This window comes from Sphingomonas sp. CCH15-F11 (assembly GCF_001557005.1).
Lineage (GTDB): Bacteria > Pseudomonadota > Alphaproteobacteria > Sphingomonadales > Sphingomonadaceae > Sphingomonas.
Map to the genome: position 1 here is coordinate 1 of NZ_LSKG01000110.1, position 21,269 is coordinate 21,269.

Genomic DNA, 21,269 nt, shown 5'->3' on the forward strand with positions numbered 1-21,269 from the left:
CCGGCACCCGACTGGAAAATGGTCTGGTCCGACGAATTTGACGGGACCGCGCTCGATCCGACCAAATGGCGGCCGGAAGTGTCGTGCTGGGGCGGCGGCAACAACGAGCAGCAATGCTATACCGACCGCGACGCCAACATCCGGGTGACCGACGGGATGCTGCACCTGATGGCGCGCAAGGAACGCTTCACCGGCCCCGACCGGCCGCCGGAGATCGCCGCGACGCCCAACCCGACCGTCACCCAACCCTATAGCTCGGGCAAAATCCGTACCTTGGGCCTGGCGAGCTGGCGATACGGCCGGATCGAGTTCCGCGCCAAGGTGCCCAAGGGGCAGGGCACCTGGCCTGCGGTGTGGATGATGCCGGCCGACAGCGTCTATGGCGGCTGGCCGTTGTCGGGCGAGATCGACATTCTGGAAGCGGTCAACATGGGCGCCACGTGCACCGTTTGCGCGGGCAATCGGGGCGAGAACCGCACGCTCAGCGCGCTGCATTTCGGCGATTCGCCGCCGCGCAACACGCATATCGAGCGTCGCGTCGCGCTGCCCGACCTCGCGCTGCCCTCGGATGATTTCCACGTCTGGACGCTGGAATGGGGCAAGGGGCGGATGCGCTTCTTCCTCGACGGGCGGCTCTATTGGGACGTCACCGCCGACCAGTGGCGCACCGCATCGCCGCGCGCGGCGGGAAATCCGGTTGCGCCGTTCGACCAGCCCTTCTACCTGATGGCCAATCTGGCGATCGGGGGGCGATTGGCGGAGGACAATAACGACAAGGGCATCGGCAAGGACACGCTGCCCGCCGCTTTCGTGATAGACTGGATCCGGGTCTATCAGTGCAGGCAGGATGAGGAGACCGGACTGGCCTGTATGAAAGGCGTCGAAAAGGACTGAACACGCATGGCCAGACGCCGCCAGGCCGTAACCATCAAGCATGTCGCCGCCGACGCCGGTGTTTCGCTCCAGACCGTCAGCCGCGTCATCAACAACGAACCCAATGTCCGCCCGGCCATGAAGGCGCGGGTGCAGGCGGCGATCAACAAGCTGGGCTATGTCCCCTCGATCGCGGCCCAGCGGATGAGCGGATCGCGATCCTATCTGATCCTGGCGATCAACGATCGCGACCGCACCATCGCCGAATGGCAGGCGCGGCAGGGCAATGACTGGGTCGACCAGATGCTGCTCGGCGGGATGCTGAAATCCGCCGAACATGGCTACCGCATGATCTTCGAGCTGATCGACACGCATAGCGACCATGTCGAGCGCGAGCTGGGCGCGGCGCTGGCCGCCCTGCAGCCCGACGGCGTCATCCTGACCCCGCCGCATTCGGAAAACGCCCAGATCACGCGCCTGCTGTCTGATCGCCGCATCGCCTTTGCCCGCATCGGTTCGCAGGCGCGCGGTCCCGGCATCGCAATGACCCTGGGCGACGCAAATTCCGCGCGGCTCGCGACCGAACATCTGATCGCGCTGGGCCATCGCCGCATCGGTTTCATCGCCGGACCGGCCGACTACAGCCTGTCGCAATGGCGCATCGACGGCTGGTGCGCGGCAATGGCGGGGGCGGGACTTGCCACCGCCGGCTATTGCGAGCGCGGCGATTTCGGTCATGCCAGCGGCGTGACTGCGACGGATCGGCTGCTGGCGCACCCACTGCCCCCGACCGCCATCATCGCCAGCAGCGACCAGATGGCGCTGGCGGTGCTGGACGTGGCCAAAGCGCGCGGCATGGCGGTGCCCCGCGACCTGTCGCTGATCAGTTTCGACAACACGCCGGTCGTGCGCTTCACCCGCCCCCGGCTCTGCGCGATCGATCAGCCGATCGCCGGCGCATTTTCCCGCGCGGTGGAGTTGCTGATCCGGGCCACGGGCGACGAACAGTCGGAACTGCCGGTCGAACTGGCCAGCGAACTGGTGGTGCGCGAAAGCACCGCCCCGCCGCCGGCCGATGACCGTGGCTGACCCTGCGGGTCCCGCCGCCCAGCATTCGCGCTTCCTGTCGCTTTACGCGCTGGCCTTTGCCGGCGGTGCGGTGGCCTATGTGCCGTTTCTCACCCTGTTGCTGCCGTTGCAGGCGACCGCGATCAGCGGCGACGACCCCGGGCGCGCGCTCACTTTGATCGCCCATTGCACCTTTGCCGGCGCGTTGACCGCCAGCTTCGCCAATATCGGCTTTGGCTGGATCAGCGATGCGCTGCGCGTGCGGCGGCCGCTGATCGCGTTGGGGATGATCGGATCGTCGGCACTGATGGTGACCATGCCGCTGGCGACGGGTCCGGGCGAACTGATCCTGCGCATCATCGGCTGGCAGCTTTGCCTGAACGCCATGCTCGCGCCGCTCGCAGCGTGGGCGGGCGATGCGGTGCCCGACGCGCAAAAGGGGCTGCTGGGCGGGCTGCTCGCCTTCGCCCCGGCGCTCGGCGCGCTGGCCGGGGTGGTCGTGACCGCCGATCCGCTTGATCCAGCCCGCTGGGGCACGACCCTCGTCGCGATCCTGGTGCTGGCGATGGTCACGCCGGGGCTGGTCGCGGCGCGCGCGCGGGCGATGCCGCATTTGGCCACGTCCGCGCCCGCCGCATCAGGCCCGCGCGATCCCGCACCGAGCGGGCCGCGTGCGGTGATCGGCATGTGGCTGGCGCGGCTGCTCGTCCAGATTGCCGAGGCGTCGCTGTTCGCGTTCCTGTTGCTGTGGCTGCGCAGCCTTGCGCCCGGCTTTCCCGCGCATCGCACCGCACAGATCTTCATGACCGTGCTGTGCGCCGCGGTGATCGTCGCCCTCGCGCTGGGGCGATGGTCGGACCGTACCGGCCGTCCGCTGGCACCGCTGGCCGGATTGGCGGCACTCTGTGCGGCCGGGCTGGGGATGATGGCGCTCGCGACCACCCTGCCAATGGCGATCGCGGCTTACGCGCTGTTCGGGCTGGCCAGCACGGTCTTTCTGTCGCTCCACGCCAGCCAGACCCTGCGCGTCCTGCCGTCGGCGCGCCATCGCGGCCGCGACCTGGGCCTGTTCAACCTGACCAATACGATGCCGTCGCTGGTCATGCCATGGCTGACGCTGGCGCTGGTGCCGCTCTATGGCTTTGCGGCGCTGTTCCTCGTGCTCGCGTTGTTGACGGCAGGTGCAGTGCTGTTGCTTGTCGTGCTGGGCCGGGGTCCGGGTCAGGCCGGCCGGCGGGCATAGACGCCGAAGGCAGCGATCACCGCATAGCACAGGGCCGGCAGCACCAGCGCGACCGCCAGGCTGGCCGAGACATCGGCGATGACCCCGGTCAACAGCGGCACGATCGCCCCGCCGACGATCGCGACGTTGATGATGCCCGAACCGTCCGCCGCACGCGCGCCCAGCTTTTCGCACGCCAGCGTAAAGATCGTCGGGAACATGATCGCGTTGGCGAGGCCGATCGCCAGCAGGCTGTAGGCCGAGACCGTGCCGGTCGTCTGCGTCGACAGCGCGATCAGCAGGATCGCGGCAACGCCGACCGTTGCCAGCACCTTGCCCGGGCTGACCACGCGCAGCACCGCCGACCCGATGAAGCGGCCGATCATCGCCCCGCCCCAATAGACGCCGATCAGCTTGCCCGCCGCCTGTTCGCCCAGGCCCAGCACCTGGGGCTGCATCAGATAGTTGACGATCAGCGATCCGATCGAGACTTCCGCGCCGACATAGAGGAAGATGCACAGCGCGCCGAAGCCGAAGCGCGGCCGCTTGAGCAGGTCCAGCCCGGCCAGCCCGCTGCTCGCCTCATGCCGTTCGCCCTTCAGCGCGTTACGGAACAGCCACACCACCGCCGCGACGATGGCGAGTGCGACCGCGATGCCCAGATAGCCGTTGACGATCGCCTGGCTTTCCGCAGTCCGATAGGCGTCGAGCTGCGCCCCCGTCAATTGATCGGCGCTGACCGTCGCCAGACTGCCGAGGATCAGGATCGACCCGACGATCGGAAAAACGGTGGTGCCCACCGAATTGAACGCCTGGGCAAAGGTCAGCCGGCTGCTCGCGGTTTCGGGCTTGCCGAGCAGCGTGATCAGCGGGTTCGCGACGACCTGAACGATCACCACGCCGCTGGCCAGCACGAACAGCGCGAACAGGAACAGGCCATAGGTTGCGGTCTGGCTGGCCGGGATGAACAGAATGCACCCGACCATCATCGTCAACAGGCCCGCCACCGCGCCGCGCATATAGCCGATGCGCTTGACCAGCCGGGCACCGGGAATGCCGATCACCGCATAGGCGGCGAAGAAACAGAATTGCACCAGCATCGCCTGGGTGAAGTTGAGGGTGAACAGCTCCTTCAGCTTGGGGATGATGACGTCGTTCAGGCTGGTGATGCCACCGAAGATGAAAAACAGCCCCAGGACGAACAGCTGAAGTTGCGGCGCATCGATATGGGATGCGTCGTCACGCGCGGCGTTCGATGCGCCGGGTTGCAGGGCCATGATTCACTCCCGATGGCTGGGTTGGTTCGATGTGCCGGGGCAGGCGGCAACGCCTGATCCGGCCTCGATCCGCACCGATCGCAACGTGGCGACGAAGCCCTTGGGCGCCTGCACGCGGAACGGTGAACCGACCGATGCGATCTTGGTGCCCGCTTTTTCAAAGCAGTGCAACGGCACCCGGGTCTCCACGACCGTGCCGGGGGTGCTGGCGGCAAGCGCGGCGGTGAGGTCGATCGCGCCTTCGCCGATTGCGACCCGCACGGGCCCAGCCGCGCGGCGGTCGATTCGCCATTCGATGAACAAGGCGAGGCCGCCATTCGATTGGCGGGTCAAATCGATTGCGGGGCCGTTGATCGTCAGCACGGCGTCGGCAAGCCAGGTGAGCTGGCGCGCATCCTCCTGTGCCTTCAGGTCGATCGCGCGCGTGGCGATCGCACCGTCGTCGGCGAGGCGCCAAGGTGCCGGCACCTTGCCGCGCACGACGAAGTTGGTCGCGACCTCCTCGGCCGCAAGATCGACGCGCGGATCTTCGTTGACCCGCGCAAGCGACCCGCCGCGCGTGTAGTCCAGGCCATAGCCGACCGGGAACAGCGGCTGCTTGACCGGCGCGCGCGCATCGTCGGGCCAGGCAAAGGGCAGCCGCCCGGTAAAGTCGCGCGCCGGCCGGCCATTTGCGCCGGCGATTAGCACATCGGCCACGCCTTCGCCCTGGGTGCCGGGCAGCCAGCCGGCGACAAAGGCATCGGCCTGGTTGAGCAGGCCGCCGACGAACATCGGTCGGCCCGACAGGAACAGGATAACGACGCGCTTGCCCGCCGCCTTCAGCCGCGCGACGAGCGCCGCATCGGCGTCGGTCGGACGAAAGGCCAGGTTGGGCACGTCGCCCTCGAACTCGGCATAGGGTTTTTCGCCCAGCACGACGATGGCGGTATCGGCACCCGCCACCTCTGCATCGCTCGGCATCGGGGCCAGCGTCGCGGTGCCGCCGCTGGCGGTCACGCCGTCGACGATCGCGCGGCCGATGGTGCGCCCGCGCGGAAAATCCTGCGCGCGGGTGTCGGTGCCCTGCCAGCTGATCGTCCAGCCGCCCGCCTGCATCGCCATGTCGTCTGCGCCGCTGCCCGCGATCAACACGCGGCTGCGCGGCCGGACCGGCAGGACATTGCCCTGGTTCTTGAGCAGGACGAGCGACTTCGCGACGGCCTCGCGGGCGAGTGCCAGGTGATCGGGCGCGCCGATGCTGGCCACATCACCGCGCGCCACGGGCGTGGTCCCCATCAGGCCCAGCTTGAACTTGACCCGCAGGATGCGGCGCACCGCATCGTCGATCCGCGCGGCCGGAATGCGGCCGGACTGCGCCGCCTCCAACGTGCTGGCGAACAGCCCCTTCCAGCTGTCAGGCGCCATATAGAGGTCGAGGCCGGCATTCACCGCGGCCGGGCAATCGGTGGGCCTGCAGCCGGGGATCTGGCCATGGCCGTTCCAGTCGCCGACGACCAGGCCGGCAAAGCCCATCCGCTGTTTCAGCACGTCCGTGAGCAGCGATTTGTTGCCGTGGTGTTTGACTCCGTTCCAGCTCGAAAAGCTGGCCATCACGGTCAGCGCGCCTGCGTCGATCGCCGGCGGATAGCCGCGGGCGTGGACGTCGATCAGTTCGGCCTCACCGATCACGGCGTCGCCCTGGTCGCGGCCGTCCTGGGTGCCGCCATCCGCCAGGAAATGCTTGGCCGTCGCCGCGACCCGGTGGGCGTCGAGCGGCTTGCCGGCAACCAGCGTGCCCTGCAGCCCCAGGGTCATCGCTCGCGCATAATCGGCGACCAGCGCCGGATCGGACGAATAGCCTTCATAGGTGCGGCCCCAGCGTGGATCCTGCGGCACCGCCAATGTCGGCGCGAAGGTCCATTCGATGCCGCTGCCGGCGATTTCCGCCGCGGTTGCCGCGCCGATCCGCTGGATCAGTTCGGGGTCACGCGCCGCGCCCAGGCCGATATTGTGCGGAAAGATGGTGGCGCCGGGCAGGTTGGAATGCCCATGCACCGCATCGACCCCGAACAGGATCGGCACGCCCGCCCCCGCCTTGCGCGAGGCGTCGCGAAAGGCGGCGACCAGCTCGGCCCATTTGGCAGGGCTGGCGCGTTCATCGCCGAACGGGCCGGAATTGCCGCCGGCCAGGATCGAGCCAAGCGGATATTCGGCAAGGTCGGCAGGCGTGATCGACGCGATGTCCGCCTGGATCAACTGGCCGACCTTTTGGCGCAGCGTCATGCGCGCGATCAATCGGTCGATCTCGGCCTCGGTCGCGGGTGTGGTGATCGTGGCCGGGCTGGCGGCGCGCGGCCATTTTCCAGGATCGGCCACGCCCGTTTCGGCGGGTGCGGGCTGTGCGCGACCCTGATGCGCAAGGCCGACGCTGGCTCCCGCCGCCGCCACCATCGACCCAAGCATGATCCATGCTGCACCGACCGTTCTACGCACCCGTGCCTCCGTCTTTCCGTTCGATTATTGTGAACGTTCTCACACGGGTGATGACAGGGTGTGGTGGTCAAATCAAGGGGCTGGACAGTGTCGGGATGCGATCAGCGCTCAGCCGGTTGGCGCGCTCAGCTTGTCGACGCGACGCTGGTGACGTCCGCCGGCAAAGGATGTGCTCAGGAATGCCTCCACACACGCCTTCGCCTGGTCGAGGCCGATCAGCCGCGCGCCCATGGCCAGGACGTTGGCGTCATTATGCTCGCGCGCCAGCCGCGCGGACAGCGGCTCGTCAACGCGCGCGCAGCGGCACGCCGGGTTGCGATTGACCGCGATCGAGATGCCGATCCCCGATCCGCACAGCGCGATGCCGAATGTCGCCTTTCCGGCCGCGACATGCCCGGCGAGCGCATAGCCATAATCGGGATAGTCGACGCTGGTCGGATCCTGCGGGCCTAGGTCGGTGACGTCATGCCCGGCTTCACGCAACCATTGCGCGAGCGCCGCCTTCAGCTCGATGGCGGCATGGTCGGAGGCGAGGACGATCTGGTGTGGCATGGGCTGGCTCTCCGGTTGCACGAAACGCCCTAGCCCGCCGGCGCGCCTCGGGCTAGCCTCGGTGCACCGCTCATGGGCATCAGGAAACGATCATGGCACGCACCGCAGGATGGATGATGTTGGCCGGCACGCTGATGCTGGTCGGCGGATGCAACGACACGCGCGAACCGGCGACGGTCGAGAGCAATGTGACGATGCCCCTCGATGCCGGCGATAACGACGCCGACGCTGCTGTCGAAAACACCGTGGCCGCCAATGACAGCGCCGCCGAACCGGACTTCGCCGGCCGCTGGATCGGCCCCGAGGGCATGTTCCTCGACATCGCAGCCGATTCCGAAGTCGGGCCCGGCCATTATACCATCCGCAACCGCTGGGGCCTAGACGCCGATGCCGAAGGGTCGTTCAAGGGATCGGTGACCGGGGGCGTGCTGCGCTTTACCCGCCCGGACGGCGACCAGACGCTGACGCCCGGCAACGGGGAGGCGACCGGCATGAAGTATCTGCTCGACAAATCGGATTGCCTGATTGTGCGCACCGGCGAGGGCTATTGCCGCGCCTGACGGCCGCGGATGCCGGGGTGAAGCGCGCGTGGCAGCGTCCGCCGCGCGTGACGGCGGCGGCGCAAACGCCCGCGCGTGCGCGCCGGATTTGCCGGCCGCGCGCGCAACCCGACCCGGCCCGTCACGCACTTGCAACGCAAGCGTCATAATGTCAGCCTAACGCGCACGGCATTCACCGGCGCGGCGTGCGCTTGAGGGGATTTCACGACATGGCGCTGGTTGAAAATGCTCCCCGGAATGTGGCCGTGCGCGGCGCGGTGCACCGGCATGACCATCTCTCGAAGCAGGGGCTGCTCGAACGGACCTTCACCTTCGCCTTCCGGGGGCTGGTCTATGCCCAGATCTGGGAGGATCCGGTCGTCGACCTGGAGGCGTTGGCGATCACGCCCGATTGCCATGTCGTGACGATCGCGTCGGGCGGCTGCAACGTGCTCAGCTACCTGACCGCCGATCCCGCCGCGATCACCGCGGTCGACCTCAACACCGCACATATCGCGCTCAACAAGCTCAAGCTGGCGGCGGCGCGGCACCTGCCCGACCATGCCGCCTTCCACCGCTTTTTCGGCCAGGCCAACCGGCGCGAGAATGTCGAAGCCTATATGGCGTATGTCCGTCCGCATCTCGACGATGTGTCGCGGCGCTATTGGGAAGGGCGCGGGCTGATCGGGCGCAAGCGGATCACCGGCTTTTCCAAGGGATTCTACAAGCGCGGACTGCTCGGCGGTTTCATCGGCGCCGCGCATCTGGTCGCCAAGCTCTATGGCATCGATCCGCGCGTGATGCTGGAAGCGCGCACGATCGAGGAGCAGCGCGAGATCTTCGAGACCAAGCTCGCCCCGGTGTTCGACAAGAAGTTCGTCCGCTGGCTGGTCGATCAACCCGCGTCGCTTTTCGGGCTGGGCATTCCGCCCGCGCAGTATGAGGCGCTGGCGTCCGATGATCCGCAGGGCATTTCGGCGGTGCTCAAGCAGCGGCTGGAAAAGCTCGCCTGCGATTTCGACCTCTCGCAGAATTATTTCGCGTGGCAGGCCTTCGGGCGCGGCTATGGCGAAGGGCCGGCGGCGCCGCTGCCCCCCTATCTCGAACCCGCCAATTACCAGGCGGTGGTCGAGCGGGTCGACCGGGTCGAGGTGCGCCATGCCAACATGTGCGATTACCTCGACGCGATGCCCGATGCGTCGCTCGATCGCTATATCCTGCTCGATGCCCAGGACTGGATGACCGACGCGGTGCTGACCCGGCTGTGGACCGGCATCACGCGGACCGCGAAGCCCGGCGCGCGGGTGCTGTTCCGCACCGCGGCCCAGCCCAGCCTGCTGCCCGGCCGCGTGCCCGACGCGATCCTCGACCGCTGGGATTATCGTGCGGACGAATCGCTCGACTATACCCGCCGCGACCGCTCGGCGATCTATGGCGGCGTGCATCTCTATGTGCTGAAGGGATGAGCGACGGCGCGCGCGATCATGCGCGGCGGATGGACGCGGTCTATGCGACCCAGCGCCACATCTACGACCTGACGCGCAAATATTATCTGCTCGGTCGCGACGCCTTGCTGCGCGACCTTGCCCCGCCCGCGGGCGGGGCGGTGCTCGAGGTCGGCTGCGGGACCGCGCGCAACCTGATCGCGGCGGCGCGGCGCTACCGCCACGCGCAATTCTTTGGCTTCGACATTTCCGAAGCGATGCTGGCGACCGCGCGGGCGAATGTCGCGCGCGCGGGGTTGAGCGCACGCATCACGCTGGCCCAGGGCGACGCGACCGGCTTTGATGCCGCCGCCATGTTCGGGCGTGACCGGTTCGACCGGGTGTTCATGAGCTATACCATCTCGATGATTCCGGGCTGGGAGGATGCGATCGCCGCCGCCGCCGCGGTCGTGGCGCCCGGCGGCACGCTGCAGATCGTCGATTTCGGCCAGCAGGAGCAGCTGCCCCGCCCGTGGCGCAGGCTGCTGTTCGCCTGGCTCGCCAAATTCCATGTCAGCCCGCGCGCCGACCTGGATCGCGTCATCGCCCGCGTCGCGCGCGCGGCGGGGCTGGAGGCGCGTTTCCAGCCGCTCTATCGTGGCTATGCCTGGCGCGCGACGTTGGCCGCCGGCCGGGACTGAATGCGCCGGGGCGACGATCAACTGGCTGCAATCTCGGCCAGATAGGCGTCGGCATAGTCGATCGCGATTTCGCACCACAACAGCTTGTGGTCGGACATCTGATGTCGCCGGTAATAGCGCCGGAAATAGTCGACCTGACGATCGCGCGGGCGCGGATTGCCGTCGCCGTCGACCGCAATACGCTCCGGCTTCAGGTGATCGACGTAGAAGGCCGCATCCTCGTCGCGATACACGTGCCCGAGCATGTCGAACACGCCCGAGTTGCGCACTGCAAAGCCGGGATGCGCGGCCTTGACCGCGATCTGGTCGTAATGATGGTCATTGCCCAGATTGGTGGTGTGCAGCGCGGTCGGCACGGTGAATCCCGCAGCCTCCAGCGCCTGCATCGTCTCGTGCGCGGGCGAGACGATGTTGAAATCGCCGAGCAGGATATAGTTTGCGTCGCGCCCGGCATCTTCGGGACGGACCCAGCCGTCCTCCCGCGCGCGGCGGACGGCGGCGCGCGCCTCGTCCGCCTGCCGATCGGCAAGGAAGCGGGCGATCTGTGCGATCTCCGCACGGCGCTGCGCCATTTCCGGCGAGCCTTCGCGTGCATCGCCGTAGAAGATGTGGACGGTGCAGAGCTTGAACTTGAGCCAGCCGGCGCGGAACGCGACGGTGAACGGCGTGCGCGCGAACTGGACATGGCGGGTGACGCCGTCGGCGCCGGGCGCGGCGATCTCCTGACCCTCGGGCAAGACGATCTCGCCGGTTTCGCGAGCAAAATGCACCTTGCCCCGGCGATAGAGAAAGGCCAGCCGCTCGTGATTGCCCGGCCCCCCTTCACGCGAGGTGCCGCCCGCCGTGTCGGTGACCAGATAGTCCCAGTCGGTGCCGAGATGATCGTTGACCAGCGTGTCGAGCGCAGTCAGGTCGCGATTGACCTCCTGCACCGCGACCAGATCGAAATGGTCGATGATCTCGGCGATGTAGAGCATCGATTCGGGCGTGCGACGATACCCGCCGCCATTGCCGAAATGCATCAGGTTCCAGGTGGCGAGCCGCAGGCTGCGCTCGCTCGTACGCTGCGTGATCTCGCGCTGCAGCGCCGCCTTGAGCGCGGTCAACCGTTCGGCAACGAAGCGGCGGTGGAGCGGATCGGTAAAGCGCCAGCGCAGCGAATGGATCATCGTCATCGGCCATACCCCCGAGCGCGATCATGCGCGCGGGAGGTGACGCGGCGATGACCGCGGGCGTCAGGCGGCCTTGCGCAGCTCGAGCCGTTCCCAGATTTCGACCAGCGCGTCGGTCAGCTCGCGCATCATCTCCGGCGTGTGGCTCGGCCCGGGGGTGAAACGCAGCCGTTCGGTGCCGCGCGGCACGGTCGGGTAATTGATCGGCTGGACGTAGACGCCGTATTCGGCGAGCAGGATGTCGCTGATCCGCTTGGCGCGGACCGGGTCGCCGACCATCAGCGGCACGATGTGCGTCGTCGTCGCCATGACCGGCAGGCCCGCTGCGGCCAGCATCGCCTTCAGCGTCGCCGCCGCCGCCTGTTGCCCGTCGCGCTCCACGCTCGACGCCTTCAGGTGGCGCACGCTCGCCAGCGCGCCGGCGACGAGCACCGGCGACAACGACGTGGTGAAGATGAAGCCCGGTGCATAGCTGCGGATGACGTCGATGATGGTCTGGTCCGCCGTGATATAGCCGCCCATCACCCCGAACGCCTTGCCCAGCGTCCCCTCGATGATCGTCAACCGGCCGGCGACGTCGTCGCGCTCCGAAATGCCGCCGCCGCGCGCGCCGTACATGCCAACGGCATGAACCTCGTCGAGATAGGTGAGCGCGTTATACTTGTCGGCAAGGTCGCAGATCGCCGCGATCGGCGCGACGTCGCCGTCCATCGAGTAGACGCTCTCGAACGCGATCAGCTTGGGCGCGGCGGGATCGGCCTCGGCCAGCAGCTCCTCGAGATGCGCGAGGTCGTTGTGGCGGAATACCCGCTTCTCGCAGCCCGAATTGCGGATGCCGGCGATCATGCTGGCATGGTTGAGGGCGTCCGAAAACACGATGCAGCCGGGCAGGATCTTTGCCAGCGTCGACAGCGTCGCTTCGTTCGAGACATAGCCCGATGTGAACAGCAGCGCCGCCTGCTTGCCGTGCAGGTCGGCCAGTTCGCGCTCAAGGTCGACATGATAATGCGTGTTGCCGCCGATATTGCGGGTCCCGCCCGATCCCGCGCCGACATTGTGCAGCGCCTCCTCCATCGCCGCGATGACGTCGGCGTGCTGGCCCATCGCCAGATAGTCGTTGGAGCACCACACCGTGATCGGCTTGGGGCCGTTATGGCCGGCGAAGCAGCGCGCGTTGGGAAAGGCGCCCTTGTTGCGCAGAATGTCGATGAAGACGCGGTAGCGCCCCTCGGCGTGCAGCCGGTCGATCGCCTGGGTGAAGGCGCGCTGATAGTCCATGACCGGTCCCACGTCCGCAATTCGTGTCATGCGCGCGTATCTAGACGCGACGCCTGCGTTTTTCCAGCCGCCAAAGGACCCGGTTGACAGGCGGACGAGATAGCGCATCTGACTGATATTGCGCAAAGTTTCGACATTGCTCTCGATCAAGGACGTGCCCGGCGCGCTGTGCTACCTCCCCGATATCGCACTCCCTTCCCCGAGTCGCACGCATCGACGCGATCGATATTCGCCGCGCGCCAATGAAATGCAGGAGGCTGAGACATGGCTTCGTCCAACACCGAATATTATGCGCGCCGTGCGGAACAGGCGCGCTTGCTCGCCGATCGCGCCGCGGATCAATGTGCCCGTTCGGCGCATCTGACCATGGCGAAACGCTATGGCGAACTTGCCGCGCGCGATGCGCAGTCGGCGGCTGGGGAGACCGCGCCGACTAATTGAGCGCAGCACGCGCCGCCCGGCGATCAGAGCGTTTTGACCCGGCTCAGGCCATAGCCGGCCAAAGCGGGCTCAAGCCGCGCGGTCACGGCGTCGCGTCGCGTGAATACGGCGACATTGGCGCGCGGCGACGCTGGCCAGGCCTGGTCCGCCGTCAATGCCTGGACGCGTCGCGCGATTCCGGCTGATCCATCGACAAAATGCAGCGGGCGGGGGGCGGCGCGCTTCAGCTGCGCCTCGACCAGCGGAAAATGGGTGCAGGCGTTGACGACGACGTCGATCCGGTCGCCGCCGGGCTGGTCGAGCAGCCCGGCAAGCACGTCGGCATAGGCCGCGTCGGGGACGTCCTCGCCGCGCAGCACGGCCTCGGCCATCTCGACCAGCGCCGCCGAGCCGTGGCGCAGAACGCGGCAATCCGCGGCAAAGGCACGCGCGAGTTCGTCGACATAGGGCTGGCGCACTGTCGCCTCGGTACCGAGCACGCCGATCACGCGGGTACGGCTGAGCGCGGCGGCGGGCTTGATCGCGGGCACGGTGCCGACCACGGGCAGGTCGAGCGCGGAACGGACGGCGGCGAGCGCGATCGTCGACGCGGTATTGCACGCGACCACGATCAGGCGCGGATCATAGCGTTCGGCCAGCCGGCCGAGCAGCGCGGGCACGCGCGCGGCAATGTCGGCCTCGCTTCGCGTGCCATAGGGAAATCCCGCCGAGTCGGCGGCATAGACGATCGGCGCCTGCGGCAGCAGCGACCGGGTGGCGGCGAGCACCGACAGACCGCCGATCCCCGAATCGAAGAACAGCAGCGGCCGGTCCGCCGGCGACAGCGTTTCGCGCGCGATCATCGGCGCGCCATGCGGCGGTTGCGCGCGCCAAATCAAGGCCGTATTCGATCGGTCGGAACCGGATAAGGGGTCGAGGGCACGGTGCCGACCGAAATTCTATGGCAGGCACCGGCGCTCGCGCTGCTGATCGGCTATCTGCTGGGATCGATCCCGTTCGGTGTGCTGCTCACCCGCGCGGCAGGTGCGGGCGATCTTCGCCAGATCGGATCGGGCAATATCGGCGCGACCAACGTCCTGCGCACCGGGCGCAAGGGGCTGGCCGCGGCCACGCTGGCGCTCGACGTCGCCAAGGGCTGGGCGGCGGTGGCGCTGGCCGATGCGATCGTGCCCGGCCACGCTCCGCTCGCCGCGGCGGCGGCATTCATCGGACATTGCTACCCCGTGTGGTTGCGCTTCTTGGGTGGCAAGGGCGTCGCCACCCTGATGGGCGTGGTGCTGGCGCTGCACGCGCCCGCCGCGCTCGTCTATGCGGGGGTGTGGCTGGGCATGCTGGCGGCGCTGCGCATTTCGTCGGTCGCAGGGCTTGCCGCGGCGTTTTCCGCTCCGGTTTCGCTGGCGTTGATGGGGCGCGGCGACCTGGTCCCGCTGTCGCTCGCGCTCGCGCTGATCGTCGGATGGAAGCATCGCGGCAACATCGCGCGCCTGGTCGCGGGCACGGAGCCGCGGGTGGGCGCAGGTCCGCGTGCCTGATCCGACCGGTCGGGCCGACCGGCTGCGGCTGATCCGCGCGCACGGCATCGGGCCCGTCACCTACGCCCAGCTGATCGCGCGGTTCGGCGATGCCGCGCGCGCGATCGAGGCGTTGCCCATGCTGGCCGCGCGCGGCGGCGGACGCCCGCCGACCCTCGCCGATCCGGCAATGATCGCGCGGGAGATCGCGACCGTCGACCGGCTCGGCGCGCGCCACGTCTTCATCAACGATCCCGACTATCCCGCGCTGCTCGCCGAGCTGGAGAGCGCGCCGCCGGTGCTGACCGTGCGCGGCGACACCGCGCTGCTGGCGCGGCCCGCCATCGCGCTGGTCGGTGCGCGCAACGCGTCGGCGGCGGGTTGCCGGTTCGCGCGCGAACTGGCGATCGGGTTGGGACGACAGGGGGTGAGCGTCGTGTCGGGGCTGGCGCGCGGGGTCGATACCGCCGCGCATCAGGGATCGATCGACACCGGCACCGTGGCGGTCATCGCGTGCGGCATCGACCGCGTTTTCCCGCCGGAAAATGCCGCCCTGCAGGAGGATGTCGCCGCGCGCGGGCTGCTGCTGGCCGAACAGCCGCCGGGCACCGAGCCGCTGGCGCGCCATTTCCCCACCCGCAACCGCATCATCGCAGGCGCCACACAGGGCACCGTGGTGGTCGAGGCCGCCCCGCGATCGGGATCGCTGATCACCGCGCGGATCGCCGCGGACGCCGGCCGCGAGGTGATGGCGGTGCCCGGCTCGCCGCTCGATCCGCGCGCGCAGGGCTGCAATCTGCTGATCCGCGAGGGGGCGACCCTGGTCCAGTCGGTCGACGACATTCTGGAGGCGGTTCGGCCGATCGATCCCCGCGCGGTCCGCTCGCCGGGATCGACCTATCACCCCGCGCCGGTGACGGCCGATGTCGATGCCAGCGAACGCCGGCGCGTCACCGATCTGCTCGGTCCCGTGCCGGTCGCGGTCGACGAACTGATCCGTCAGGCCGCGATCGCCCCGGCCATCGTCCAGACGGTGCTGCTCGAGCTCGAGCTTGCCGGCCGGCTCGAACGCCATGCCGGGGCCCGGGTGAGCCTGGTCTGATCGGCGTCAGGCGCGCAGACGAATCGCGGAGGCCTGCAGCGCGAGCGGATAGAGCAGCTCGTTTTCGCTGCGCATGCGCGCATGCAGCTGGTCGATCAGCTGCGCGGTCGCCTCCGCAAAGCCAGCGCGGTCGCGCATGATCGCTTCTTCGTGCCAGTGCGCGCCATAGCCCAGCCAGTCGACCGCCGCGCCTTCGAAGCGGCGGATCGCGTCGTGCGCCGCGCGGGCATCGGGGTCGTCGTTGCAGGCGAGCAGTCGCGGATAGATGTCGCGATCGCCATTGGCGAGGTGGGGGATCACCGCTTCGAGCAGCCCGTCGACCGCGTCGCGCAGCTGGTGCGGTCGCTGGTCGGGATCCACCGCCGCGTCGGCAAGCGCCGTCGCCAGCGCAACGATGCGCCGGTGATCGCCGATCAGCCGTTCAAGCGAGTGGTGAGACAAGGACAGGTGTCACCTCGAAACGTAGCTGTCACGATCTAGCCGCAAGACCCTTAACAAACCGTCCGCACCGCGCCATGAGCGGCACCGCGTCATCGGGCGGGCAACGCCGCTTGACGCCACCGCGTGCCGCTCTCCATCCTCGCGCGTACACGTAAGGAACCGTCGCACCCCATGCAGCTTGTCATCGTCGAATCGCCCGCCAAGGCGAAAACCATCGAGAAATATCTGGGCAAGGACTATCGCGTGCTCGCCTCCTACGGGCACGTCCGCGATTTGCCGCCCAAGGACGGATCGGTGAACCCCGATGAAGATTTCGCGATGGCGTGGGAAACCTATGCCGACAAGTCGAAGCAGCTGAAGGCGATCACCGACGAGGCGAAGAAGGCCGACCGGCTGATCCTGGCCACCGACCCCGACCGCGAGGGCGAGGCGATTTCGTGGCACGTTCAGGAAGTGCTGAAGCACCGCAAGGCGTTGCCGGGCGAGGTCGAGCGCGTCACCTTCAATGCGATCACCAAGGCGGCGGTGCTGCAGGCGATGGCCCAGCCGCGCCAGCTCGATACCGACCTGATCGACGCCTATCGCGCGCGGCGTGCACTCGATTATCTGGTCGGTTTCACCCTGTCGCCGGTGTTGTGGCGCAAGCTGCCCGGCGCCAAGTCGGCGGGGCGCGTGCAGTCGGTCGCGCTGCGCCTGATCGTCGAGCGCGAGCGCGAGATCGAGGGGTTCCGGCCGCAGGAATATTGGTCGGTCATCGCCGAGTTCGAACAGGACGGCACGCCGTTCCAGGCGCGGCTGGTGCGCTTTGACGGCACCAAGCTCGACCGGCTGTCGATCGGCGACGAAGGCACCGCCCTGCGCGCCAAGGCCGCGGTCGAAGCAGGGCGTTTTAGCGTCGCGTCGGTCGAAACCAAGCCTGCGACGCGCAACCCGCCGCCGCCGTTCACCACCTCGACCCTGCAACAGGAAGCCGCGCGCAAGCTCGGCTTTTCCGCCAGCCACACGATGCGCATCGCCCAGGGCCTCTACGAGGACGGTGCGATCACCTATATGCGCACCGACGGCGTCCAGATGGACGGCAGCGCCATCGACGCGGCGCGCCGCGCGATCGCCCAGCGCTATGACGGCGGTTATGTCCCGGACAAGCCGCGCCAGTACCAGACCAAGGCGAAGAACGCGCAGGAAGCGCATGAAGCGATCCGGCCGACCGATTTCAGCCGCGACCGGATGGGATCGGGCGATCATGCGCGGCTGTATGAGCTGATCTGGAAGCGCGCGCTGGCCAGCCAGATGGCATCGGCGCGGCTGGAACGTACCACCGTCGAACTGGAGGAGGGCACCGGCCGCCACGCGCTGCGCGCGACTGGCCAGGTGGTGCTCTTTCCCGGCTTCATGGCGCTGTACGAGGAAGGCCGGGATGAGGAGGGTGACGAGGATTCACGCCGCCTGCCGCTGATCCGCGAGGGCGACGCCCCCGCGCGCAAGAACGTGACCGCCGAGCAGCATTTCACCCAGCCGCCGCCGCGCTTTTCCGAAGCGTCGCTGGTCAAGCGGCTGGAGGAACTGGGCATCGGCCGCCCGTCGACCTATGCCTCGATCATTCAGGTGCTCAAGGACCGCGCCTATGTGCGCGTCGAGAAGGACCGCTTCTTTGCCGAGGAGTCGGGCCGGCTGCTGACCGCGTTTCTCGAACGCTTCTTCGAGAAATATGTCAGCTACGACTTCACCGCCGGCCTGGAGGAGGAGCTGGACGACGTGTCCGGTGGCCGGGCGGCGTGGCAGGCGGTGCTCGACGCCTTCTGGCGCGATTTCAAGCCGCGCACCGCCGAGGTGATGGAGCAGAAGCCCTCCGACATCACCGCCGCGCTCGACCAGTTTCTCGAGCCCTATCTGTTCCCGCCCAAGGCCGACGGATCGGACCCGCGGCTGTGCCCCAATTGCGGTGCGGGTCGGCTGGCGCTGCGCGGCGGCCGGTTCGGCGCCTTCGTTGCGTGCTCGAACTATCCCGAATGCAAATATACTCGCCGCTTCGCCCAGGGCGGCGGCGAGGCGGGCGAGGACACGGGGCCCGAGGTGCTGGGTCAGGATCCCGAAACCGGGCTCGACGTCTCGCGACGGTCGGGGCGCTTCGGCCCCTATCTGCAACTGGGCGACGGCAAGGACGCCAAGCGCGCGTCGATCCCCAAGGATGTGTCCGAACCCGATCTGGAATGGGCGCTCAAGCTGTTGTCGCTGCCGCGCACCGTCGGCCTGCATCCGGAGAGCGGCGAGCCGATCACTGCGGCAATCGGCCGCTATGGGCCTTATCTGGCGCATAACGGCAAATATGCGCGGCTGACCTCGACGATGGAGGTGTTCGATACCGGCATGAACGCGGCGGTCGTCAAGCTCGCCGAAGCCGCTGCCGGTGGCGGCCGGCCCCAGCGCGGGGCAGCGCGCGAACCGCTGCGCAGCTTCGGCGCGCATCCGGTTTCGGGCGCGGAGATCAAGCTGATGGAGGGGCGCTATGGCGCCTATCTGACCGACGGCACGACCAATGCGACGCTGCCCAAATCGGCGGACAAGGACGCGCTCACGCCCGAGGAGGCGGTGGCGCTGATCGATGCGAAGGCCGCAGCGGCTCCGGCCAAGGGCAGGAAGAAGGCGGCGTCCAGGAAGCCGGCGGGGTCCAGCAAGGCCCCGGCGAAGAAGGCGCCGCCGAAGAAAGCGGCTGCGAAGAAAGCGGTGACGAAGAGCTGACCGCGCCGGGCGATGCGTCGCTCGGGCGGGGCCAGCGGATCATGTCACGCCGCCTTGAGGCTGGTCATCTGAAGCCAGGCGCGTGCCTGCTTCTGCGCCAGCGCGATTTCACGTGCGGTCATTTCATCGGCCACTTCGGCGCGGCAGAGCTGAGCCCGCGTGTCCCCGGTCATCGCGGCGAGATTGAACCATTTATGCGCTTCGATCAGGTCGATGCCGACCCCGCCCGATCCGCTCGAATAAACCATGCCGAGATCGAAATAGGCGTCGGTGTCGCCGCGCGCGGCGTCCTCCAGACGGCTTTCGATCAGAAACCGCGCACTCTTCAGACTGTTGGCCATGATGCCCCCATCCCCTTCTTTGCCAGGGGAAGGATTGCCGTCACAGTTTCAACAAATGGTTAACGCGATTAACCAGAAGTGATCGGGGCCACCGCGACATTGTCGAGCAGCCGCGTGCCGCCCATTCGCGCGGCGGCGAGCAGGCGCATCGGGCGTGCCGCGTCGAACGCGGCCAGCGTCACCGCGTCGACCAGCTCGACATAATCGACCTCGAACCCGGCCTGGGTCAGGGTATCGCGCGCCTGGGCGAGCGCCGCCGCCACTTCGCCGCCGCGTTCGATCGTGCGGGCGGCGACGCCGAGCGCGCGGGGCAGCGCCACCGCCTGGGCGCGGTGGTCCCCCGCCAGATAGATGTTGCGCGAAGACCGGGCCAGGCCATCGTCCTCGCGCTGGGTGGGCACGCCGATGATGTCGATGGGCAGGTCGAGATCGGTGACCATGCGGCGGATCACCGCCAGCTGCTGGTAATCCTTTTCCCCGAACAGCGCGACGTCGGGGCGCACCTGGTTGAACAGTTTGGCGACAACGGTGGCGACCCCGTCGAAATGACCCGGGCGCTGATCGGCCTCCAGTCCCTCGCTCACCCCGGTCATCGTGACGCGGGTGGCAAAGCCCGCCGGATACATCACCTCGACCGGGGGCAGCCAGAGTAGATCGGCCTTGGCGTCGGCCAGCATCCGCGCGTCCGCCTGCTCCCGGCGGGGATAGCGCGACAGGTCCTCGCCCGCCCCGAACTGCATCGGATTGACGAAGATCGACACGACCACCCGGTCGGCTGCACGCCGCGCCGCCTCGACCAGCGCCAGATGCCCTTCATGCAGTGCGCCCATGGTCGGGACCAGCGCCACACGCTCCCCGGCCGTCCGGAACGCGGCGGTCGCGTCGCGCAGAGCGGGCAGGTCACGGATGGTTTGCACGGGCGTCGGGCCTCCGATAAGGACTTTCGAGGGGCGGCCTTCTATGGGCGGCGTGGCAGCGGATCAACAAAGGATTTCCGGGGTTGGGCGAAGTTTCGAGCGGCGGTTTGGCGACGGGGCTCGGGCGGATGCACGTCATCGTGTTCGCCAATGAAAAGGGCGGCACCGGCAAGTCGACCACGGCGGTCCATGTTGCCATTGCGCTCGCTGCCAAGGGGCATCGCGTCGCCGCATTCGACCTGGATCACCGCCAGCGCACGCTGGGCCGCTATCTCGACAACCGCGCCGCGACGATCAAGCGGACCGGCCGCGCGCTGCCGATGCCCGAACATCTGACCCATGACGGCGAAAGCCTGGCCTTCTTCACCGAGGCGATCGACACGCTCAGCCGCAACGCCGATTATCTGGTCATCGACACGCCGGGCCGCGACGATCGTTTCGCGCGCATCGCGGTGACCAACGCCGACACGCTGGTCACGCCGATGAACGACAGCTTTGTCGACCTCGACCTGATCGGCCAGGTCGATCCCGACACGTTCAAGGTGACGCGGCCGAGCTTCTACTCCGAACAGATCTGGGAATCGCGCAAGCACCGCGCCAAGGCGGACGGATCGACGATCGACTGGGTGGTGCTGCGCAACCGCATGCAGCACATCGAGGCGCGCAACATGAAGCGCGTGGCGAGCGCGATCGAGCAGCTCGCCAAGCGCGTCGGCTTTCGCGTCATCTCGGGCCTGTCGGAGCGCGTCATCTATCGCGAGCTGTTTCCCCAGGGGCTGACCATGCTCGATTCGCGCGAATTCGGGGAGATGGCGCTCGCGCATGTCGCCGCGCGCCAGGAACTGCGCGAGATGATGGCGGGCCTGGCGCTGCCTGAAACGACGCTGCCGATGTTCGCCTGATGGCCAAGCTGGTGCTGGTGGCGGCGGTGGCCGCCGCGATCTGGTGGTTTTTCCTGCGCAAGCCGCCGCGGCCGGCCCTGCCCGAGGAAGCCGAGGCGCGCGAAATCCTGGGCGTCGGGCGCAATGCCGACGCGGACGAGATCCGCGCCGCACACCGCCGGCTGGTCCAGGCGGTCCATCCCGACCGCGGCGGATCGGAAGCGTTGACCCGACGGATCAATGCGGCACGTGACGTGTTGTTGAGACGCCTGCGCCATTGAGTTTTGTCGCCGGCTCGCCGAAGAGGCGCGCGTC

21 protein-coding genes are annotated in these 21,269 nt (G+C 68.1%); 12 read left to right on the forward strand and 9 right to left on the reverse strand.

Translation table 11 applies throughout. The features are described 5' to 3' along the window. The 3 genes from AX709_RS10220 to AX709_RS10230 all read left to right on the forward strand — a co-directional run. Window positions 1-894 (forward strand): glycoside hydrolase family 16 protein (locus tag AX709_RS10220; protein WP_066549249.1); only part of this gene is annotated, 894 nt, incomplete at its 5' end. 6 nt (window positions 895-900) lie between these two features. Next, window positions 901-1,962 carry a LacI family DNA-binding transcriptional regulator gene (locus AX709_RS10225; protein WP_066549250.1) on the forward strand — a complete coding sequence of 354 codons (1,062 nt, stop codon included), beginning with the start codon at window positions 901-903 and terminating at the stop codon, window positions 1,960-1,962. Then, window positions 1,949-3,184, forward strand: a complete 1,236-nt coding sequence (locus AX709_RS10230; protein ID WP_066549251.1) for an MFS transporter — start codon at window positions 1,949-1,951, stop codon at window positions 3,182-3,184. The genes AX709_RS10225 and AX709_RS10230 overlap by 14 nt, the downstream gene beginning before the upstream one ends. Here the strand turns inward: AX709_RS10230 and AX709_RS10235 are convergent. From AX709_RS10235 to rpiB, 3 genes are all read right to left on the reverse strand, one after another. Further along, the gene (locus AX709_RS10235; RefSeq protein WP_066483417.1) at window positions 3,163-4,440 is read right to left on the reverse strand and encodes a sugar MFS transporter; all 1,278 of its coding nucleotides are present in this window, start codon (window positions 4,438-4,440) and stop codon (window positions 3,163-3,165) included. The genes AX709_RS10230 and AX709_RS10235 overlap by 22 nt on opposite strands. Window positions 4,441-4,443: 3 nt before the next feature. After that, window positions 4,444-6,915 (reverse strand): glycoside hydrolase family 3 protein, encoded by a 2,472-nt coding sequence (locus AX709_RS10240; protein ID WP_231727492.1) that lies wholly within the window; start codon window positions 6,913-6,915, stop codon window positions 4,444-4,446. 108 nt (window positions 6,916-7,023) lie between these two features. Next, window positions 7,024-7,467: a ribose 5-phosphate isomerase B gene (rpiB, locus tag AX709_RS10245; protein ID WP_066549253.1), complete on the reverse strand. Its 444-nt coding sequence runs from the start codon at window positions 7,465-7,467 to the stop codon at window positions 7,024-7,026. Between the two features lie 92 nt (window positions 7,468-7,559). Here rpiB and AX709_RS10250 point away from each other — a divergent pair, with 92 nt between their 5' ends. From AX709_RS10250 to AX709_RS10260, 3 genes are all read left to right on the forward strand, one after another. After that, on the forward strand, window positions 7,560-8,027 hold the full coding sequence (locus tag AX709_RS10250) for a hypothetical protein (protein WP_156454245.1): 468 nt from the start codon (window positions 7,560-7,562) through the stop codon (window positions 8,025-8,027). A gap of 209 nt (window positions 8,028-8,236) precedes the next feature. After that, complete coding sequence (locus tag AX709_RS10255; protein WP_066483424.1) at window positions 8,237-9,472, forward strand: DUF3419 family protein; 1,236 nt, start codon at window positions 8,237-8,239, stop codon at window positions 9,470-9,472. Next, window positions 9,469-10,131, forward strand: coding sequence for a class I SAM-dependent methyltransferase (locus AX709_RS10260; protein WP_066549254.1), 663 nt, complete (start codon window positions 9,469-9,471; stop codon window positions 10,129-10,131). Before AX709_RS10255 ends, AX709_RS10260 begins: the two co-directional genes overlap by 4 nt. A 17-nt stretch (window positions 10,132-10,148) precedes the next feature. Here the strand turns inward: AX709_RS10260 and AX709_RS10265 are convergent, their stop codons facing one another. Further along, window positions 10,149-11,306, reverse strand: a complete 1,158-nt coding sequence (locus AX709_RS10265; protein ID WP_066549255.1) for an endonuclease/exonuclease/phosphatase family protein — start codon at window positions 11,304-11,306, stop codon at window positions 10,149-10,151. Between the two features lie 60 nt (window positions 11,307-11,366). Further along, entirely contained in the window at window positions 11,367-12,581 is a 1,215-nt protein-coding gene (gene hemA, locus AX709_RS10270) for a 5-aminolevulinate synthase (protein ID WP_156437868.1), read from the reverse strand. A 264-nt stretch (window positions 12,582-12,845) separates the two neighbouring features. On the opposite strand from hemA, the gene AX709_RS18630 reads away from it, so the two are divergent. Beyond that, window positions 12,846-13,022 (forward strand): hypothetical protein, encoded by a 177-nt coding sequence (locus AX709_RS18630; RefSeq protein WP_156437861.1) that lies wholly within the window; start codon window positions 12,846-12,848, stop codon window positions 13,020-13,022. Between the two features lie 23 nt (window positions 13,023-13,045). Here the strand turns inward: AX709_RS18630 and murI are convergent, their stop codons facing one another. Next, on the reverse strand, window positions 13,046-13,864 hold the full coding sequence (gene murI / locus AX709_RS10275) for a glutamate racemase (protein WP_066549270.1): 819 nt from the start codon (window positions 13,862-13,864) through the stop codon (window positions 13,046-13,048). An 81-nt stretch (window positions 13,865-13,945) separates the two neighbouring features. Between murI and plsY the strand changes: the two genes are divergently transcribed. Further along, window positions 13,946-14,554 (forward strand): glycerol-3-phosphate 1-O-acyltransferase PlsY, encoded by a 609-nt coding sequence (plsY, locus tag AX709_RS10280; RefSeq protein WP_066549256.1) that lies wholly within the window; start codon window positions 13,946-13,948, stop codon window positions 14,552-14,554. Next, window positions 14,547-15,635 (forward strand): DNA-processing protein DprA, encoded by a 1,089-nt coding sequence (gene dprA, locus AX709_RS10285; RefSeq protein WP_066549257.1) that lies wholly within the window; start codon window positions 14,547-14,549, stop codon window positions 15,633-15,635. Before plsY ends, dprA begins: the two co-directional genes overlap by 8 nt. A 6-nt stretch (window positions 15,636-15,641) precedes the next feature. Here dprA and AX709_RS10290 read toward each other — a convergent pair whose 3' ends face one another. Further along, window positions 15,642-16,076, reverse strand: coding sequence for a hemerythrin domain-containing protein (locus AX709_RS10290; RefSeq protein ID WP_066549258.1), 435 nt, complete (start codon window positions 16,074-16,076; stop codon window positions 15,642-15,644). 171 nt (window positions 16,077-16,247) lie between these two features. Between AX709_RS10290 and topA the strand changes: the two genes are divergently transcribed. Then, entirely contained in the window at window positions 16,248-18,815 is a 2,568-nt protein-coding gene (gene topA, locus AX709_RS10295) for a type I DNA topoisomerase (protein ID WP_066549259.1), read from the forward strand. Between the two features lie 44 nt (window positions 18,816-18,859). Here the strand turns inward: topA and AX709_RS10300 are convergent, their stop codons facing one another. Then, complete coding sequence (locus AX709_RS10300) at window positions 18,860-19,156, reverse strand: sel1 repeat family protein (RefSeq protein ID WP_066549260.1); 297 nt, start codon at window positions 19,154-19,156, stop codon at window positions 18,860-18,862. A gap of 68 nt (window positions 19,157-19,224) precedes the next feature. Beyond that, on the reverse strand, window positions 19,225-20,073 hold the full coding sequence (gene panC, locus AX709_RS10305; protein WP_066549261.1) for a pantoate--beta-alanine ligase: 849 nt from the start codon (window positions 20,071-20,073) through the stop codon (window positions 19,225-19,227). A gap of 128 nt (window positions 20,074-20,201) precedes the next feature. Between panC and AX709_RS10310 the strand changes: the two genes are divergently transcribed. Together AX709_RS10310 and AX709_RS10315 are read left to right on the forward strand one after the other, a co-directional pair. After that, the gene (locus AX709_RS10310; RefSeq protein WP_066483455.1) at window positions 20,202-20,975 is read left to right on the forward strand and encodes a division plane positioning ATPase MipZ; all 774 of its coding nucleotides are present in this window, start codon (window positions 20,202-20,204) and stop codon (window positions 20,973-20,975) included. Beyond that, window positions 20,975-21,235 carry a J domain-containing protein gene (locus AX709_RS10315; protein WP_066483458.1) on the forward strand — a complete coding sequence of 87 codons (261 nt, stop codon included), beginning with the start codon at window positions 20,975-20,977 and terminating at the stop codon, window positions 21,233-21,235. The genes AX709_RS10310 and AX709_RS10315 overlap by 1 nt, the downstream gene beginning before the upstream one ends. Window positions 21,236-21,269 lie beyond the last annotated feature (34 nt).

Coding starts and splice junctions, on each gene's coding strand:
- AX709_RS10260 (WP_066549254.1), top strand. CDS start 9,469: ATGAGCGACGGCGCGCGCGATCATGCGCGGCGGATGGACGCGGTCTAT.
- AX709_RS10255 (WP_066483424.1), top strand. CDS start 8,237: ATGGCGCTGGTTGAAAATGCTCCCCGGAATGTGGCCGTGCGCGGCGCG.
- AX709_RS10235 (WP_066483417.1), bottom strand. CDS start 4,440: ATGGCCCTGCAACCCGGCGCATCGAACGCCGCGCGTGACGACGCATCC.
- AX709_RS18630 (WP_156437861.1), top strand. CDS start 12,846: ATGGCTTCGTCCAACACCGAATATTATGCGCGCCGTGCGGAACAGGCG.
- AX709_RS10265 (WP_066549255.1), bottom strand. CDS start 11,306: ATGACGATGATCCATTCGCTGCGCTGGCGCTTTACCGATCCGCTCCAC.
- rpiB (WP_066549253.1), bottom strand. CDS start 7,467: ATGCCACACCAGATCGTCCTCGCCTCCGACCATGCCGCCATCGAGCTG.
- topA (WP_066549259.1), top strand. CDS start 16,248: ATGCAGCTTGTCATCGTCGAATCGCCCGCCAAGGCGAAAACCATCGAG.
- AX709_RS10230 (WP_066549251.1), top strand. CDS start 1,949: ATGACCGTGGCTGACCCTGCGGGTCCCGCCGCCCAGCATTCGCGCTTC.
- AX709_RS10250 (WP_156454245.1), top strand. CDS start 7,560: ATGGCACGCACCGCAGGATGGATGATGTTGGCCGGCACGCTGATGCTG.
- AX709_RS10310 (WP_066483455.1), top strand. CDS start 20,202: ATGCACGTCATCGTGTTCGCCAATGAAAAGGGCGGCACCGGCAAGTCG.
- hemA (WP_156437868.1), bottom strand. CDS start 12,581: ATGGACTATCAGCGCGCCTTCACCCAGGCGATCGACCGGCTGCACGCC.
- AX709_RS10225 (WP_066549250.1), top strand. CDS start 901: ATGGCCAGACGCCGCCAGGCCGTAACCATCAAGCATGTCGCCGCCGAC.
- AX709_RS10300 (WP_066549260.1), bottom strand. CDS start 19,156: ATGGCCAACAGTCTGAAGAGTGCGCGGTTTCTGATCGAAAGCCGTCTG.
- AX709_RS10315 (WP_066483458.1), top strand. CDS start 20,975: ATGGCCAAGCTGGTGCTGGTGGCGGCGGTGGCCGCCGCGATCTGGTGG.
- murI (WP_066549270.1), bottom strand. CDS start 13,864: ATGATCGCGCGCGAAACGCTGTCGCCGGCGGACCGGCCGCTGCTGTTC.